Source organism: Streptomyces rhizoryzae (assembly GCF_023155275.1).
GTDB lineage: Bacteria > Actinomycetota > Actinomycetes > Streptomycetales > Streptomycetaceae > Streptomyces > Streptomyces rhizoryzae.
Window position 1 is genome coordinate 75,914 of the sequence record NZ_JALMUV010000026.1, and the last position, 14,917, is coordinate 90,830.

General features: G+C 75.1%; 14 protein-coding genes. 10 read left to right on the plus strand and 4 right to left on the minus strand.

Features of this window, described 5'->3' with window-relative positions; genetic code table 11:
• Positions 1-52: 52 nt before the first annotated feature.
• The 3 genes from MUU72_RS20930 to MUU72_RS20940 all read right to left on the minus strand — a co-directional run bounded on the left by MUU72_RS20930 (position 53) and on the right by MUU72_RS20940 (position 2,528).
• Positions 53-643 carry a peptidase associated/transthyretin-like domain-containing protein gene (locus MUU72_RS20930; protein ID WP_248014865.1) on the minus strand — a complete coding sequence of 197 codons (591 nt, stop codon included), beginning with the start codon at positions 641-643 and terminating at the stop codon, positions 53-55.
• Complete coding sequence (locus MUU72_RS20935) at positions 643-1,356, minus strand: dioxygenase family protein (RefSeq protein ID WP_248014866.1); 714 nt, start codon at positions 1,354-1,356, stop codon at positions 643-645. Before MUU72_RS20935 ends, MUU72_RS20930 begins: the two co-directional genes overlap by 1 nt.
• Before the next feature lie 155 nt (positions 1,357-1,511).
• Positions 1,512-2,528 carry a YihY/virulence factor BrkB family protein gene (locus tag MUU72_RS20940; RefSeq protein ID WP_248014867.1) on the minus strand — a complete coding sequence of 339 codons (1,017 nt, stop codon included), beginning with the start codon at positions 2,526-2,528 and terminating at the stop codon, positions 1,512-1,514.
• 17 nt (positions 2,529-2,545) lie between these two features.
• On the opposite strand from MUU72_RS20940, the gene MUU72_RS20945 reads away from it, so the two are divergent.
• The gene (locus tag MUU72_RS20945) at positions 2,546-4,195 is read left to right on the plus strand and encodes an acyl-CoA dehydrogenase family protein (RefSeq protein WP_248014868.1); all 1,650 of its coding nucleotides are present in this window, start codon (positions 2,546-2,548) and stop codon (positions 4,193-4,195) included.
• 154 nt (positions 4,196-4,349) lie between these two features.
• Here the strand turns inward: MUU72_RS20945 and MUU72_RS20950 are convergent, their stop codons facing one another.
• Positions 4,350-4,766, minus strand: coding sequence for a hypothetical protein (locus MUU72_RS20950; protein WP_248014869.1), 417 nt, complete (start codon positions 4,764-4,766; stop codon positions 4,350-4,352).
• A gap of 272 nt (positions 4,767-5,038) precedes the next feature.
• Here MUU72_RS20950 and MUU72_RS20955 point away from each other — a divergent pair, with 272 nt between their 5' ends.
• The 9 genes from MUU72_RS20955 to MUU72_RS20995 all read left to right on the plus strand — a co-directional run bounded on the left by MUU72_RS20955 (position 5,039) and on the right by MUU72_RS20995 (position 14,894).
• Positions 5,039-6,391, plus strand: coding sequence for a helix-turn-helix domain-containing protein (locus MUU72_RS20955; RefSeq protein WP_248014870.1), 1,353 nt, complete (start codon positions 5,039-5,041; stop codon positions 6,389-6,391).
• Between the two features lie 473 nt (positions 6,392-6,864).
• Entirely contained in the window at positions 6,865-7,455 is a 591-nt protein-coding gene (locus tag MUU72_RS20960; protein ID WP_248014871.1) for a GNAT family N-acetyltransferase, read from the plus strand.
• Positions 7,456-7,619: 164 nt separating this feature from the next.
• Positions 7,620-7,703 carry a putative leader peptide gene (locus tag MUU72_RS35915; RefSeq protein ID WP_350257049.1) on the plus strand — a complete coding sequence of 28 codons (84 nt, stop codon included), beginning with the start codon at positions 7,620-7,622 and terminating at the stop codon, positions 7,701-7,703.
• A gap of 216 nt (positions 7,704-7,919) precedes the next feature.
• Positions 7,920-9,614, plus strand: a complete 1,695-nt coding sequence (locus MUU72_RS20965; protein WP_248014872.1) for a nitrite/sulfite reductase — start codon at positions 7,920-7,922, stop codon at positions 9,612-9,614.
• Between the two features lie 318 nt (positions 9,615-9,932).
• Entirely contained in the window at positions 9,933-10,622 is a 690-nt protein-coding gene (locus tag MUU72_RS20975; protein WP_248014874.1) for a phosphoadenylyl-sulfate reductase, read from the plus strand.
• 23 nt (positions 10,623-10,645) lie between these two features.
• Complete coding sequence (gene cysC, locus MUU72_RS20980; RefSeq protein WP_248014898.1) at positions 10,646-11,179, plus strand: adenylyl-sulfate kinase; 534 nt, start codon at positions 10,646-10,648, stop codon at positions 11,177-11,179.
• Positions 11,180-11,270: 91 nt separating this feature from the next.
• Positions 11,271-12,206, plus strand: a complete 936-nt coding sequence (gene cysD, locus MUU72_RS20985) for a sulfate adenylyltransferase subunit CysD (RefSeq protein WP_248014875.1) — start codon at positions 11,271-11,273, stop codon at positions 12,204-12,206.
• A gap of 2 nt (positions 12,207-12,208) precedes the next feature.
• A complete protein-coding gene (locus MUU72_RS20990) occupies positions 12,209-13,570 on the plus strand; it encodes a sulfate adenylyltransferase subunit 1 (protein WP_248014876.1) in 1,362 nt (453 codons plus the stop codon).
• 214 nt (positions 13,571-13,784) lie between these two features.
• Positions 13,785-14,894: an aliphatic sulfonate ABC transporter substrate-binding protein gene (locus MUU72_RS20995; RefSeq protein ID WP_248014877.1), complete on the plus strand. Its 1,110-nt coding sequence runs from the start codon at positions 13,785-13,787 to the stop codon at positions 14,892-14,894.
• Positions 14,895-14,917: the final 23 nt, after the last annotated feature.

Here is a 14,917-nt window from a genome sequence, read left to right on the forward strand (position 1 = left end):
CCGGACCGGCCGCGGACCGGGCAGCACCGCCCGCCAGGCGCAGCGCCCGCGCTCACCGGAAGGCGAGGAACACCGTCTCGGCGCACCGGCCGTCCGCCGGCTGCCGGAGCTGGATGTCGAAGCGGTGGCGGCCGGGGCCGTCGGGGCGGGCCAGCAGGGTCCGGGCGCGCTCGGCGGGGAGCCGGGCCAGCAGCGGGTCGGCGGCCAGGGCCGCGGGGCCGCCGAAGTAGACGCGGGTGAACAGGGGGTGGAGCAGGCCGCGGGCGTGCACGCAGAGCGCGAGGTGCGGTGCGGCGTCCGGGCGCGCGGCGGGGAGCGGGGTGTGGACCGCGTAGTGGCCTGCGGCGTCGGTGGGCACCCGGCCGAAACCGGTGGCGGCCGGGCCGCCGCGGCCCGGCGGCGCTCCGGTGGCCGGATCGGGGCGCGGCGGGCCGGCGTCCGGGCCGGGCCGCCAGAACTCCAGCAGCGCGTCCGGGACCGGCGCGCCGTCCCCGTCGCGGACCCGGCCGTGCAGGGTGACGGCCCCGGGGTCGCCCTCGGGCGCGATCCGGTCGCCGCCGGGGAAGGGCAGGGCGTGGCCGAAGAACGGGCCGATGGTCTGGGCGGGGGTGGCGGCGAGGGGCTCCCGGGCGGTCCGCGGCATCAGCGGCCCTCCTCGGTCCAGGTGGCGGACGGGCCGTCCAGGACGATGTCCCAGCGGTAGGCCAGGATGCCGTCGGCGCAGGACCGGGCGTGGTCGTAGCCGGCGACCAGGCGGGGCCGGGCGGCCGGGTCGGGGACCGCGGCGAGCACCGGGTCGTGGGGCAGCAGCGGGTCGCCGGGGAAGTACATCTGGGTGACCAGGCGCTGGGTGAAGGCGGTGCCGAAGACCGAGAAGTGGACGTGGGACGGGCGCCAGGCGCGCTCGCCGGGCAGCGGGTAGGCACCGGGCCGGACGGTGGTGAAGGCGTACCGGCCGGCCGCGTCGGTCAGGCAGCGGCCGGCGCCGGTGAAGTGCGGGTCGAGCGGGGCCGGGTTGCGGTCCTCGCGGTGGGCGTACCGGCCCGCGGCGTTGGCCTGCCAGATCTCGACGAGCTGGCCGCGGACGGGGCGGCCGGCGCGGTCCAGGACGCGGCCGGAGACGGTGATCCGCTCGCCGAGCGGCGGGCCGGCGTGGTGTGCGGTGAGGTCGGCGTCCCGGGGGCCGGCGGGCGCGGTGCCGAAGACGGGGGCGGTGCGTTCGGCGGCGCCGGGGGCGGTGCGCAGGTCGAGGGTGACCGGTGGGTGCCGGGGGTGGCGGGCCGGGGCGCCGCGGTAGGGCGCCGGGGCCGGGGGCGGCGGGGCGGGGGCGGAGCCGGGGGACGCGGGTGCGGTCATGAGTGCCCTTTCCCTGCGGTGGGGTGATTCCCGGTGCCAGGAGGGGAGTTCGCGCAGCGGAGCGACGTTCATGATCCTTGCTGCCCCGAGTGTGGACCCGGCCGCGGAGCGGCGTCAACGGGCCGCCGGGTGCGGTTCCGGACGTCCTGGGCCGGTCAGCCCGCGCCGCGGTGACCGCCGCCCGCGCCGTGCGCGCCGGGCCCGTCGGCGCCGTCGTGCCCGGCGCGGGCGGCGGCGACGGCCTCCGAGGGCCAGACCCGGTCCAGGGAGGCGTTCAGGGCCGCGCCGACCAGCACCGCGAAGGCGGACACGCCGATCCACAGCAGGACCGCGATCGGGGCGGCCAGCGAGCCGTAGACGGTGGGTCCCTCGACGGCCGAGGTGAGGTAGAGGCGGAGCAGGAAGCTGCCGAGGATCCACATGGCCAGGGCGGTGACGGCGCCGGGGATGTCCTCGCGCCACGGCGACCGGACCGGCACCGAGACGTGGTAGAGGGTGGTGAGGAAGGCGACGCACAGCACCACCACCACCGGCCAGTACAGGACGCGGATGATGTCCTCGCTGGCGGGCAGCCAGCTGACCACGACGTCGGGTCCGGCGACCAGCAGCGGGAAGGCGATCGCGCCGACGGCGAGCGCGGCGACGTAGAGCCCGAAGGACAGCAGCCGGGTCCGGACGATGCCGCGGCGGCCGTCCAGCCCGTACATGATCGTGATGGTGTCGACGAAGACGTTCAGGGCCCGGGAGCCGGACCACAGGGCGAGGGCGAAGCCCAGCGAGATGACGTCGGGGCGGTGGCCGGTGAAGACGTCGTCGAGCAGCGGGCGGGCGATCTCGTGGACGCCGCGGCCGGACAGGACGCTGCCGGCGGCGTTCAGCAGGTGGTTGCGGAACCGCTCCAGGGTCGCGTGCCCGAGCCACGGCTCGCTGTAGCCCAGGACGCCGAGCAGGCCGAGGACCAGCGGCGGCAGGGAGAGCAGGCACCAGAAGGCGGCCTCGGCGGCCAGGCCGGTGACGCGGTAGCGCATGCAGCTGGCGACGACGTCCTTCAGGAGCAGCCAGACCAGCCGCCGGGCGGAGACGTTGCGGTAGAGGACCCGGGCGCGGGTGAGCCGTCCCCGGGGCGGTCCGTCCGGCCCGCGCGGTTCGGTCGGTTCGTTCGGCGGCTGCACCTCCTTACCGTATCGGCATGGCACCTACCACACATGGCACGCATACCGTGACCAACCAGCCGCCGCCGCTGACCGGGTACGACGTCTTCGCCGCCGACCCGGCGCTGACCGAGGGGGTGGCCCGGTACGTCACCGGGGAGCACCTCGGCGAGGTGCGGGAGGAGCTGGGCCGGCTGGGGCAGGCGGCCGGCTCCGCCCAGGCCCAGTGCTGGGGCGCGCAGGCCAACGCGTATCCGCCGGTGCTGCGCACCCACGACCGCTACGGCCACCGGATCGACGAGGTGGAGTTCCACCCGGCCTGGCACCGGCTGCTGGGGCACGCGGTCGGCGCCGGGCTGACCGGCGCCTGGTCGCGCCCGCACGGGCACCTGCGCCGCACCGCGGGCTTCCTGGTGTGGACGCAGGTCGAGGCCGGGCACGGCTGCCCGCTGTCGATGACCCACGCGGCGGTGCCGGCGCTGCGCGCGGAACCGGAGCTGGCGGCGGTCTGGGAGCCGCTGCTGACCTCGTCCGTCTACGACGCGGAGCTGCGGCCCGCCGGGCGGAAGGCGGGGGCGCTGGCGGGGATGGCGATGACCGAGAAGCAGGGCGGCAGCGACGTGCGGGCGGGCACCACCCGCGCGCAGCCGCTGGCGGCGGCCGGGGAGTACGTGCTGACCGGTCACAAGTGGTTCTGCTCGGCGCCGATGTCGGACGCGTTCCTGGTGCTGGCCCAGGCGCCCGGGGGGCTGACCTGCTTCCTGCTGCCGCGGGTGCTGCCGGACGGCAGCCGGAACGCGTTCCGCATCCAGCGGCTGAAGGACAAGCTCGGCAACCGGTCGAACGCCTCGGCGGAGGTGGAGTTCGACGGGCGGACGTGGGTGCGCCGGGTCGGCGAGGAGGGGCGCGGGGTGGCGGCGATCATCGGGATGGTCGCGGCGACCCGGCTGGACTGCGTCACCGCGTCGGCGGCGGTGATGCGGCAGGCGGTGGCGCAGGCGCTGCACCACACCGCGTACCGGGAGGCGTTCGGGCGCCGGCTGGCCGACCAGCCGCTGATGCGGAACGTGCTGGCCGACCTGGCGCTGGAGTCGGAGGCGGCGACCACGCTGGCGCTGCGGCTGGCCGCGGCCTGCGACGGCGGCACCGAGCGGGACCGGGCCTTCCTGCGGCTGGCGGTGCCGGCCGCCAAGTACTGGGTGACCAAGCGCTGCACGCCGGTGGTCGCGGAGGCGCTGGAGTGCCTGGGCGGCAACGGCTACGTGGAGGAGTCGGGGCTGCCGCGGCTGCTGCGGGAGGCCCCGCTGAACTCGATCTGGGAGGGCTCGGGCAACGTCCAGGCGCTGGACGTGCTGCGGGCGCTGCGCCGGGAGCCGGCCGCGCTGGACGCGTACCTGGTGGAGATCGGTGCCGCCCGGGGCGCCGACCACCGGCTGGACCGGGCGATCCGGGGGCTGCTGACCGAACTGGCCGACCTGGAGGGCGTCGAGGCGCGGGCCCGGCGGCTGGCGGAGCGGCTGGCGGTGGTGCTCCAGGGGGCGCTGCTGGTGCGGTACGCGCCGCCGGAGGTGGCCGACGCGTTCTGCGCCGCGCGGCTGGGCGGCGACGCGGGCGCGGCCTTCGGCACCCTGCCGCACACGCTGGCGCTGGCCGCGATCGCGGAACGGGCGCGGCCGGTGGTGGCGTAGCGGCGCCGGGGGGAGGTCCGGCGGCGCGGCGGCGGTTCCGCGTCCCCTGAGGAGCCGTCAGCAAGCGGCTCCGGTCAGGGGGCGGGACAGGGGGCAACCGCCGCCGCGCCGGGCTGGGAGCGGTGCCGCGCCGACTCGGCACCGCTCCCGGTCTTCAGGTCCACCGCGGCGGCTGCGGCGCGGTGCGTCCGCGCAGCGCCGCGTCGATGGCCACGATGATCTCGGCGTCGGGGACGTCCGGCCGGAAGCCGGCGAGGACGCCCCGCGCCTCGTAGTAGCGGATCACCCGGAAGGCGTCCCCGCTGCCGTCCGGTCCGGCCCCGCGCAGGTGGACGACGAGGTCGGCGAAGGCCGGCACCGGCAGCGGTCCGCCGAAGCGCGCGACCCGGTCGAGGAGTTGCGGCGCGCCGTCGACCACATAGCCGGCGGCCGGCAGCGGCTGACGCCTGATCAGGACGTCGACCGCGGACAGCCGGGGGACGCCGTAGTGTCCGGCCAGCCGGGCGGCCCGCGCCGTGCGGGCGCCCTCGCCGGCACCGATCACCACGACACGCGGGGCGGCGGCCACCATGGCGAGCCCCCTCCCACACCGTGCCGACGACGCGGGCGGCCGATCGCATCTCCGGCGGGCACCGGCGGGTTCTCCGTCGGGTGACCGGCGAATCCTCCGGCGGGGGACGCCATCGGCCGCTGCAACCAGATTTCCCCGCAGGCGTCATAGGCCACAACCGTTGCACCGCGTTGCAGCGGATCTGTGCAAGGGGCTCTCCCCCGGGGGCCGCTGACGGCACGATGGGCGCATACCGGGGCAGGGCCGGAGGCACGGGCACAACGGAGAGCGGTGTGAGGCAGAGACCGAGCGACAGGGCCGGCGGGGCGGCCGGCGACCGGGCGGGCGGCAGAGGGCTCGACGGTGCGGTGCGGTCCGCGCAGGACATCCGCGGGACCGCGCGGCGGCTGGCGGTGGTGCACGAGGCGGTGCTGGCCGGCGATCCGCCGGAGGCCGGCCGGGACGCGCCGCGGGCGGTGATCGGCGCGTCCTGGCGGCGGGTGCTGGACCGCGGGGTGGACCCGGACCGGGGCAGCGCGCAGCAGCCGCTGTCGGTCGCGGAGCTGGAGGCCCGCCGGCAGGCGTCGCAGCTGGCGGCGGTGCTGCCGGTGCTGGGCGGCGGGCTGCTGCCGACCGCGGACGCGGCGCAGCAGATCATGGTGGTCACCGACGCCGAGGGCCGGGTGCTGTGGCGGGAGGGCAGCGCCCCGATCCGGCGGATGGCCGACCGGCTGGGCTTCGACAAGGGCGCGGACTGGCGGGAGGGGACGGTCGGCACCAACGCGATCGGCACCGCGCTGGTGGCCCGCAGCCCGGTGCTGGTGCACTCCGCCGAACACTTCGTGCGCAGCCACCAGCAGTGGACGTGCGCCGCGGCGCCGCTGCACGATCCGCGGGACGGGCGGCTGCTGGGCACGGTGGACCTCAGCGGCCCGGCGCACTCCTTCCACCCGACGACGCTGGCGCTGGTCTCCGCGGTGGCCCGGCTCGCCGAGGGCGAGCTGCGCGGCCGGCACCAGGCGGCGCTGGAGCGGCTGCGGGCCGGTGCGGCACCGGTGCTGGCCCGGCTCGGCGGGCGGGCGCTGGCGGTCGATCCGCACGGCTGGACGGCGGCGGTGACGGGGATGGCCCCGCCGGCCCGGGTGGCGCTGCCGAAGGCGCCGTCGGCCGGGCCGCTGTGGCTGCCGCGGTACGGCATGTGCACGCTGGAGCCGCTGCCCGGCGGCTGGCTGATCCGGCTCGGCCGCCCGGAGCCGGTGCCGGAGCCGCACCGGGTGGTGCTGGACCTGCGCGGGCCCGGCGAACCGGCCGTGACGGTGTCCGGGCCGGCCGGCAGCTGGTCGCACCCGCTGACCCCGCGCCACGCCGAGCTGCTGTTCGTGCTGGCCGCCCACCCGGGCGGGCGCAGCGCCGCCGAGCTGGCCCGGGACCTCTTCGGCGACGGCGGGCGGACGGTCACGGTCCGGGCCGAGCTGTCCCGGCTGCGCCGCCACCTCGCGGGCGTCCTGGCCCACCGCCCGTACCGCTTCGCCGACGGCGTCGAGGTGGAACTCCGCCTCCCCGCCCGCCCGCTGGAGCTCCTCCCGCACTCCACGGCCCCGGCGGTCCTGGCGGCCCGCGGCGCGGAGGCCGGACGCGCGGGGTGAGCGCCGGGGCGGGCGGCGGAGCGGTGGGGCGGGCGGAGGTGGTCAGGGGGCGGTCCGCTGTAGCCAGGGGGCGGCCTGGACGGCCGTCGCTGTCGGGGCCCGGGGGGCGTCGCTGTCGCGTCCCGAAGGCTTGTCGCTGTCGCGTCCCAGGACTCGTCGCTGGCGCGCCGGGCCACCCCGTGCGCCGGCGCCGTCCCAGCAGGTGGACGGATCGGTCCGTGATGTGACCGTGAGAGGACGGAGCCGGGCGGGCCCCCGCGCCGGGCCGCTCCGCACCGTTCCACCGGCCCGGCCCCGCCCCCTCCCGGCCCGTTCCGGCCCGGCCCGCCCCGGCCCGGCCCCGTCCCCCGGGTGCGTTCCGGCCCGGCCCGGACCGGACCGGTCGCCCCCGTCCGGTCCGCCCCGCCCCTCCGGCCCCGTCCAGGCAGCGGACCGTCGCGCCGACCCGTCCGCCGGTGTGATGTGCTGGCCGCATGAGCCACACCGTCACCACCTGGTACCTCCAGCAGACCGCGCGGTCCGACCTGGCGCCCGCCGCGGCGCCGCCCGCCGGGCAGGACGTACGGATCGTCCGGTCCGAGGTGCCGTCGCCCGAATTCAGCCGGTTCCTCTATACGGCGGTCGGCGGGGACGTGCTGTGGACCGACCGGCTGGACTGGCCGTACGCGCGCTGGGCCGAGCACCTCGGGCGGCCCGGGACGGAGACCTGGGTGGCGTACCTGCGCGGCACGCCCGCCGGGTTCATCGAACTTCAGGGCGGGCCGGACGGGGCGGTGGAGATCGTGTACTTCGGGCTGCTGCCGGCCTTCCGCGGGCGCCGGATCGGCGGGCACCTGCTGGAGTTCGGGACCGCCCGCGCCTGGGACCTGGCCGGGCGGTGGCCGGAGCTGCCGGAGACCGCGCGGGTGTGGGTGCACACCTGTAGCGACGACGGTCCGCACGCGCGGGCCAACTACGAGCGGCGCGGCTTCCGGCTCTACGACACCACGGTGACCGAGGAGCCGGCGGCCGCCATGCCCGGTCCGTGGCCCGGCGCGGGACCCGTACCGGCCGCCGCGGGCTGAGGCGTTCGCCCCGCGGCCACCGCCGCCGGGGCACCGCGTCCGGAACCGGCCGCACCCCGCCCCACCACGTGATGGACACCACAGCGTCTCGTCATACGAGACCTTCATGTCCATATTCTGGATGACGGTGGACTGGCCGGAGAGCCCCGTGCCAGGCTTCCGTCATGTCCAGAGCTGGAATTGCCTTGGTGAGTCGGCGGCACGTCGACCTCGGCCGCATGTCCAGCGCCATTTGTCGGGCGGGCTGACGCTGCACGACCAGGGCCCGGCCCTGCGTACCGCACAGCAATCGGCACCACCGCTTCGCACGTCGTCCCCCTCGTCGCGGACGCGTTGAACCCCCGACCCCGCAGCCCACGCCGACGCGCCCGCGCGCGCCGCGACTTCGGTGTGCCCGCACAGGTCATCGGGGGTGCACCGCACCCTCCGCACCCCCCTTTGAGCCGCCCAGAAGGACGTAGCCCATGGCCGCCAACCCGGACCGCCCCTCCGCCACGACCCGCCGCAAGGCCGGCCGCCACCGCGGCGAGGGCCAGTGGGCCGTTGGTCACTTCACGCCGCTCAACGGCAACGAGCAGTTCAAGAAGGACGATGACGGTCTCAATGTGCGGACACGCATTGAGACGATCTACGCCAAGGCCGGTTTCGACTCCATCGACCCCAACGACCTGCGCGGCCGGATGCGCTGGTGGGGCCTCTACACCCAGCGCAAGCCCGGGATCGACGGCGGCAAGACCGCGGTGCTGGAGCCCGAGGAGCTGGACGACAAGTACTTCATGCTGCGGGTGCGCATCGACGGCGGCCGGCTCACCGTCGCCCAGCTGCGCGCCATCGGCGAGGTCTCCGAGCAGTACGCCCGCGGCACCGCGGACATCACCGACCGGCAGAACATCCAGCTGCACTGGGTGCGCATCGAGGACGTGCCGGCCATCTGGGAGAAGCTGGAGGCCGTCGGGCTGTCCACGACCGAGGCGTGCGGCGACTGCCCGCGCGTGATCATCGGTTCCCCGGTGGCCGGGATCGCGGCGGACGAGATCATCGACGGCACCCCGGCCGTCGAGGAGATCCACCGGCGCTACATCGGCAGCAAGGAATTCTCCAACCTGCCGCGGAAGTTCAAGACCGCGGTCTCCGGCTCGCCCGTCCAGGACGTGGTGCACGAGATCAACGACGTGGCGTTCGTCGGGGTGGTCCACCCCGAGCACGGGCCGGGCTTCGACCTGTGGGTCGGCGGCGGCCTGTCCACCAACCCCAAGCTCGCGCAGCGGCTGGGCACCTGGGTGCCGCTGGACGAGGTCGCCGAGGTCTGGGCCGGCGTGGTCGGCATCTTCCGCGACTACGGCTACCGCCGGCTGCGCAACCGCGCCCGGCTGAAGTTCCTGGTGGCCGACTGGGGCGTCGAGAAGTTCCGCCAGGTGCTGGAGGACGAGTACCTGGGGCGGAAGCTGGTCGACGGCCCCGCGCCCGAGGCGCCGACGCACACGTGGCGGGACCACATCGGGGTGCACCGCCAGCAGGACGGCCGCTTCTACGTGGGCTTCGCCCCGCGCGTGGGCCGGGTCGACGGCACCACCCTGACCAAGATCGCCGAACTCGCCGCGGCGCACGGCTCCGACCGGCTGCGCACCACCGTCGAGCAGAAGATGATCATTCTCGACGTCGCGCCCGAGGAGGTCGACGGGCTGGTCGCCGGGCTGGAGGCGCTGGACTTCCAGGTCACCCCCTCGCCGTTCCGGCGCGGCACCATGGCCTGCACCGGTATCGAGTTCTGCAAGCTCGCCATCGTCGAGACCAAGGGCCGCGGCGCCACGCTCATCGACGAACTGGAGCGCCGGATGCCGGACTTCCAGGAGCCGATCACCATCAACCTCAACGGCTGCCCCAACGCCTGCGCCCGCATCCAGGTCGCGGACATCGGCCTCAAGGGCCAGCTGGTGCTGGACGAGGACGGCAACCAGGTCGAGGGCTACCAGGTGCACCTGGGCGGCGCGCTGGGCCTGGAGCCGGGCTTCGGCCGCAAGGTCCGCGGGCTGAAGGTGACCGCCGAGGAGCTGCCCGACTACATCGAGCGGGTGCTCCGCGCCTTCCAGGCGCAGCGCCACGAGGGCGAGCGGTTCGCCACCTGGGCGGCGCGCGCCGAAGAGGGTGCGCTGAAGTGAGCGGGACCAGCCGGCGAACCCCCGGCGGGCGGGTGCTCCGTACGCGGGGGGCCGGGCGGAACGGGTCCCCGGCATGAGCGAGCGCGCCGCGCCGTTCTACTGCCCGTACTGCGGCGACGAGGACCTGCGGCCCGGGGAGGACGGCCACCGGGCATGGGAGTGCCGGGCGTGCAACCGGGCCTTCCGGCTGGAGTTCCGGGGCCTGCTGGCTCCCGGAGCCCCGGGTCCCGCCCCGTCCGGAGCCGCGACCGGAACCCCGTCCGCGGCCCGTCCCGCCACCCCTTCCGCACCCCCTTCCGCTTCCGACGGAGGTACGCCGTGACCACCGCAACCGACCTTCAGCGCCTCGCCGAGCAGGCGGGCCGCGACCTGGAGGACGCGTCCGCGCCGGAGATCCTCCGGTGGGCCGCGGAGACCTTCGGCCCGCGCTTCTGCGTCACCTCCTCGATGGAGGACGCGGTCGTCGCGCACCTGGCCTCCCGCGTCTTCCCCGGCGTGGACGTGGTGTTCCTGGACACCGGCTACCACTTCCCGGAGACCATCGGCACCCGGGACGCGGTGGCCGCGGTGATGGACGTCAACGTCATCACCCTGACGCCCCGTCAGACGGTGGCGGAGCAGGACGCCGAGTACGGGCCGAAGCTGCACGACCGCGACCCGGACCTGTGCTGCGCGCTGCGCAAGGTCACGCCGCTGGAGGAGGGCCTGGCCGGATACGACGCGTGGGCGACCGGGCTGCGCCGGGACGAGTCGCCGACCCGGGCCGGCACCCCGGTGGTGGGCTGGGACGCCCGGCGGCGGAAGGTCAAGATCGCCCCGATCGCCCGCTGGACGCAGGCCGACGTGGACGCCTACGTCGCCGAGCACGGGGTGCTCACCAACCCCCTGCTGACGGACGGTTACGCCTCCGTCGGCTGCGCGCCCTGCACCCGCCGGGTACGGGCGGGCGAGGACGCGCGGGCCGGCCGCTGGGCCGGCACCAACAAGACCGAGTGCGGACTGCACTGATGGCGGAGTACTGGGAGATACAGATGACGGGCGCCACGATCTGGCTGACCGGTCTGCCGAGCGCGGGGAAGACCACCCTCGCGCGGGAGCTGGCCGGCCGGCTGCGCGGCGAGGGCCACCGCGTCGAGGTGCTCGACGGCGACGAGATCCGCGAGTTCCTCTCCGCGGGTCTCGGCTTCAGCCGCGAGGACCGGCACACCAACGTCCAGCGGATCGGCTTCGTCGCCGAACTGCTGGCCCGCAACGGCGTCAAGGTCCTGGTTCCGGTGATCGCCCCGTACGCGGACAGCCGCGAGGCGGTGCGCAAGCGCCACCAGAGCCAGGGCACCGCGTACCTGGAGGTGCACGTCGCCACTCCGGTGGAGGTCTGCTCGGAGCGCGACGTGAAGGGCCTGTACGCCAAGCAGGCGGCCGGCGAGATCTCCGGCCTGACCGGGGTGGACGACCCCTACGAGGCGCCCGAGTCGCCGGACCTGCGCCTGGAGGCGCACACCCAAACCGTCCAGGAGTCCGCCGCGGCGCTGCACGCGCTGCTGGCCGAGCGGGGGCTGGCATGAGCGACACGCACGCGGCCGCCGGCCCGCGGACCCCCGCGGCAGCCGCACCTGCGCTCCGCGCGGGCACTGAAGCGAACGGAAGGGGCGCAGCATGACCACGGTGGCGTCGATACCCGAGGACCTGGACAACCCCTACGCGCTGTCGCACCTGGACGCCCTGGAGTCCGAGGCGGTGCACATCTTCCGCGAGGTGGCGGGCGAGTTCGAGCGGCCGGTGATCCTCTTCTCCGGCGGCAAGGACTCCATCGTCATGCTGCACCTGGCGCTGAAGGCGTTCGCGCCGGCGCCGGTGCCGTTCGCGCTGCTGCACGTGGACACCGGCCACAACTTCCCCGAGGTGCTGGCCTACCGCGACCGGACCGTGGCCGAGCACGGGCTGCGGCTGCACGTCGCGTCGGTGCAGGAGTTCATCGACCGCGGCGAGCTGCGGGAGCGCCCGGACGGCACCCGCAACCCGCTCCAGACCGTGCCGCTGCTGGACGCCATCGAGAGCAACCGCTTCGACGCGGTCTTCGGCGGCGGCCGCCGGGACGAGGAGAAGGCCCGCGCCAAGGAGCGGGTGTTCTCGCTGCGGGACGAGTTCGGCGGCTGGGACCCGCGCCGGCAGCGGCCCGAGCTGTGGCAGCTCTACAACGGCCGGCACTCGCCGGGCGAGCACGTCCGGGTCTTCCCGCTCTCCAACTGGACCGAGCTGGACGTGTGGCAGTACATCGCCCGCGAGAAGATCGAACTGCCCGCCATCTACTACGCCCACCGGCGGGAGGTCTTCGCCCGCAACGGCATGTGGCTGGCGCCCGGTGAGTGGGGCGGCCCGAAGGACGGCGAGCGGCTGGAGCTCCGGCAGGTGCGCTACCGCACCGTCGGCGACATGTCCTGCACCGGCGCGGTGGAGTCGGACGCGGACACCATCGAGGCCGTCATCGCGGAGATCGCCGCGTCCCGGCTCACCGAGCGGGGCGCGACCCGGGCCGACGACAAGCTGTCCGAGGCCGCCATGGAGGACCGCAAGCGCGAGGGGTACTTCTAGCCATGAGCACGACCAACACCGCCGCCGCGGAGGGGACCGTGGACACGGGCGCCACCTCGCTGCTGCGCTTCGCCACCGCCGGTTCCGTGGACGACGGCAAGTCGACCCTGGTCGGCCGGCTGCTGCACGACTCCAAGTCGGTGCTCGCCGACCAGCTGGAGGCCGTCGAGCACGCCTCCCGCAACCGCGGGCAGGAGGCGCCCGACCTGGCGCTGCTGACGGACGGACTGCGCGCCGAGCGGGAACAGGGCATCACCATCGACGTCGCCTACCGCTACTTCGCCACCCCGCGCCGCCGCTTCATCCTCGCCGACACCCCCGGGCACGTGCAGTACACCCGGAACATGGTGACCGGTGCCTCCACCGCCGAGCTGGCCGTGGTGCTCGTCGACGCCCGCAACGGCGTGGTCGAGCAGACCCGGCGGCACGCCGCGGTCGCCGCCCTGCTGCGGGTGCCGCACGTCGTCCTGGCGGTCAACAAGATGGACCTGGTCGGCTACCGGGAGGCGGTCTTCGCCGCGATCGCGGAGGAGTTCACCGCGTACGCCGGCTCGCTGGGCGTCCCGGAGATCACCGCCATCCCGATCTCGGCGCTGGCCGGCGACAACGTCGTGACGCCGTCGGCCACCATGGACTGGTACGGCGGCCCGACCGTGCTGGAGCACCTGGAGACCGTGCCGGTGGTCGCCGACCCGTCGGACGACCCGGCCCGCTTCCCGGTCCAGTACGTCATCCGCCCGCAGACCGCCGAGCACCCCGACTACCGCGGCTACGCGGGCCAGATCGCCTCCGGTGTGCTGCGGGTCGGCGACGTCGTGACCGTCCTGCCGTCCGGCCGGACGAGCACCATCGAGGGGATCGACGCGCTCGGCCGGAGCGTGGACGTCGCCTGGGCGCCGCAGTCGGTGACCCTGCGGCTCGCCGACGACCTGGACATCTCCCGCGGCGACCTGATCGCCCCGGCCGGCGCGGCCCCGGTCGCCACCCAGGACATCGAGGCCACCGTCTGCCACGTCGCCGACCGGCCGCTGGCCGTCGGGCAGCGGGTGCTGCTCAAGCACACCACCCGCACGGTCAAGGCGATCGTCAAGGAGATCCCGTCCCGGCTGACGCTGGACGACCTCTCCCAGCACCCGGCCCCCGGGGAACTGGCCGCCAACGACATCGGCCGGATCGTGGTGCGCACCGCCGCGCCGCTGGCGCTGGACGCCTACGCGGAGTCCCGGCGCACCGGCTCCTTCCTGCTGATCGACCCCGCGGACGGCACCACGCTGACCGCCGGTATGGCCGGTACCGCGTTCGCGGAGGCGGCCGCGGACCCCGCGCCCGAGAGCGCGGCGGACGACGAGGGGTGGGACTTCTGACCATGCTCAGGGACATGTTCGCGGACTTCGCGAAGGAGGGGGGCCGCGTGGGCAGCGGGGCCCTCGGCAGCGGACAGGGCGGAGTCGGCCGATGTGCGTGCTGACCGTGCCCGACTCCCCGCCCCCCACGCCCTCCGTCCGAAGATCCGCCATCACGCCGGGCGCGCCGTAACCGCGCGTGCACTCCCCCGGCCCTCCGAGAGGAACTCCTCCCGTGTCTGCCGTTCGTCACCGCCTCCTGGCGGCCGCCGCCACCGTCCCGTTGCTGACCGCCGCCCTGGGGGCCTGCGGCTACGGCTCCGAGGCCAAGAAGGACACCGCGGCCGCCGTCGCGCCCAAGGGGCCCAAGGTCGACGGGCTCAACCAGGTCAAGATCGGGTTCTTCGGCAACACCACGCACGCCACCCCGCTGATCGGCCTCCGGACCGGCACCTTCCAGAAGGAGCTGGGCGGCACGGCGGTGAAGTCCTCCGTCTTCAACGCGGGCCCCGCCGAGATCGAGGCGCTCAACTCCGGCGCCATCGACATCGGCTGGATCGGCCCCTCCCCCGCCATCAACGGCTACGTCAAGTCGCACGGCAAGAGCCTGAAGATCATCGCGGGCTCCGCCTCCGGGGGCGTCTCGCTGATCGTCAACCCGAAGAAGATCACGGGCCTGGACGACCTCAAGGGCAAGACGATCGCCACCCCGCAGCTCGGCAACACCCAGGACGTGGCGCTGCTGAACTTCCTGGCGGAGAAGGGCTATTCCGTCGACGCCACCTCCGGCAAGGGCGACGTCACCGTCCAGCGCATCGACAACAAGGTCACCCCCACCGCCTTCCAGCAGGGCAGCATCGACGGCGCCTGGGTGCCCGAGCCCACCGCCTCCAAGCTCGTCGCGGCCGGCGGCAAGCCGCTGCTGGACGAGAAGAGGCTGTGGAAGGACGGGAAGTTCGTCATCACGAACATGATCGTCTCGCAGAAGTTCCTCACCGAGCACCCCAAGGCCGTCGAGGCGGTGCTGCGCGCCTCGGTGCGGACCAACGCCTGGATCCGGTCGCATCCGGCCGAGGCGGTCAAGGCGCTCAACGACCAGCTGGCCGACCCGGTCATCTCCGGCAAGGCGCTGCCGGCCGACGTCATCGACCCGGCGTTCAAGAACGTCGACATCACCGACGACCCGCTGGCCGCCACCCTCCAGGAGGAGGCGGACCACGCCGTCAAGGCGGGTCTGCTGAAGAAGCCCGACCTCAAGGGCATCTACGACCTCACCCTGCTGAACAAGGTGCTCAAGTCCGAGGGCAAGCCGCCGGTCGACGACGCCGGCCTCGGCGGCAACTGACCCCGGCCCCCCGATCCCCCAGG

Excerpts from the sequence above, each read along its gene's own strand:
- MUU72_RS20930 (WP_248014865.1), bottom strand. The coding sequence starts at position 643 with ATGCCGCGGACCGCCCGGGAGCCCCTCGCCGCCACCCCCGCCCAGACC.
- MUU72_RS20935 (WP_248014866.1), bottom strand. The coding sequence starts at position 1,356 with ATGACCGCACCCGCGTCCCCCGGCTCCGCCCCCGCCCCGCCGCCCCCG.
- MUU72_RS20945 (WP_248014868.1), top strand. The coding sequence starts at position 2,546 with ATGGCACCTACCACACATGGCACGCATACCGTGACCAACCAGCCGCCG.
- MUU72_RS20950 (WP_248014869.1), bottom strand. The coding sequence starts at position 4,766 with ATGGTGGCCGCCGCCCCGCGTGTCGTGGTGATCGGTGCCGGCGAGGGC.
- MUU72_RS20960 (WP_248014871.1), top strand. The coding sequence starts at position 6,865 with ATGAGCCACACCGTCACCACCTGGTACCTCCAGCAGACCGCGCGGTCC.
- MUU72_RS35915 (WP_350257049.1), top strand. The coding sequence starts at position 7,620 with ATGTCCAGAGCTGGAATTGCCTTGGTGAGTCGGCGGCACGTCGACCTC.
- MUU72_RS20965 (WP_248014872.1), top strand. The coding sequence starts at position 7,920 with ATGGCCGCCAACCCGGACCGCCCCTCCGCCACGACCCGCCGCAAGGCC.
- cysC (WP_248014898.1), top strand. The coding sequence starts at position 10,646 with ATGACGGGCGCCACGATCTGGCTGACCGGTCTGCCGAGCGCGGGGAAG.
- cysD (WP_248014875.1), top strand. The coding sequence starts at position 11,271 with ATGACCACGGTGGCGTCGATACCCGAGGACCTGGACAACCCCTACGCG.
- MUU72_RS20990 (WP_248014876.1), top strand. The coding sequence starts at position 12,209 with ATGAGCACGACCAACACCGCCGCCGCGGAGGGGACCGTGGACACGGGC.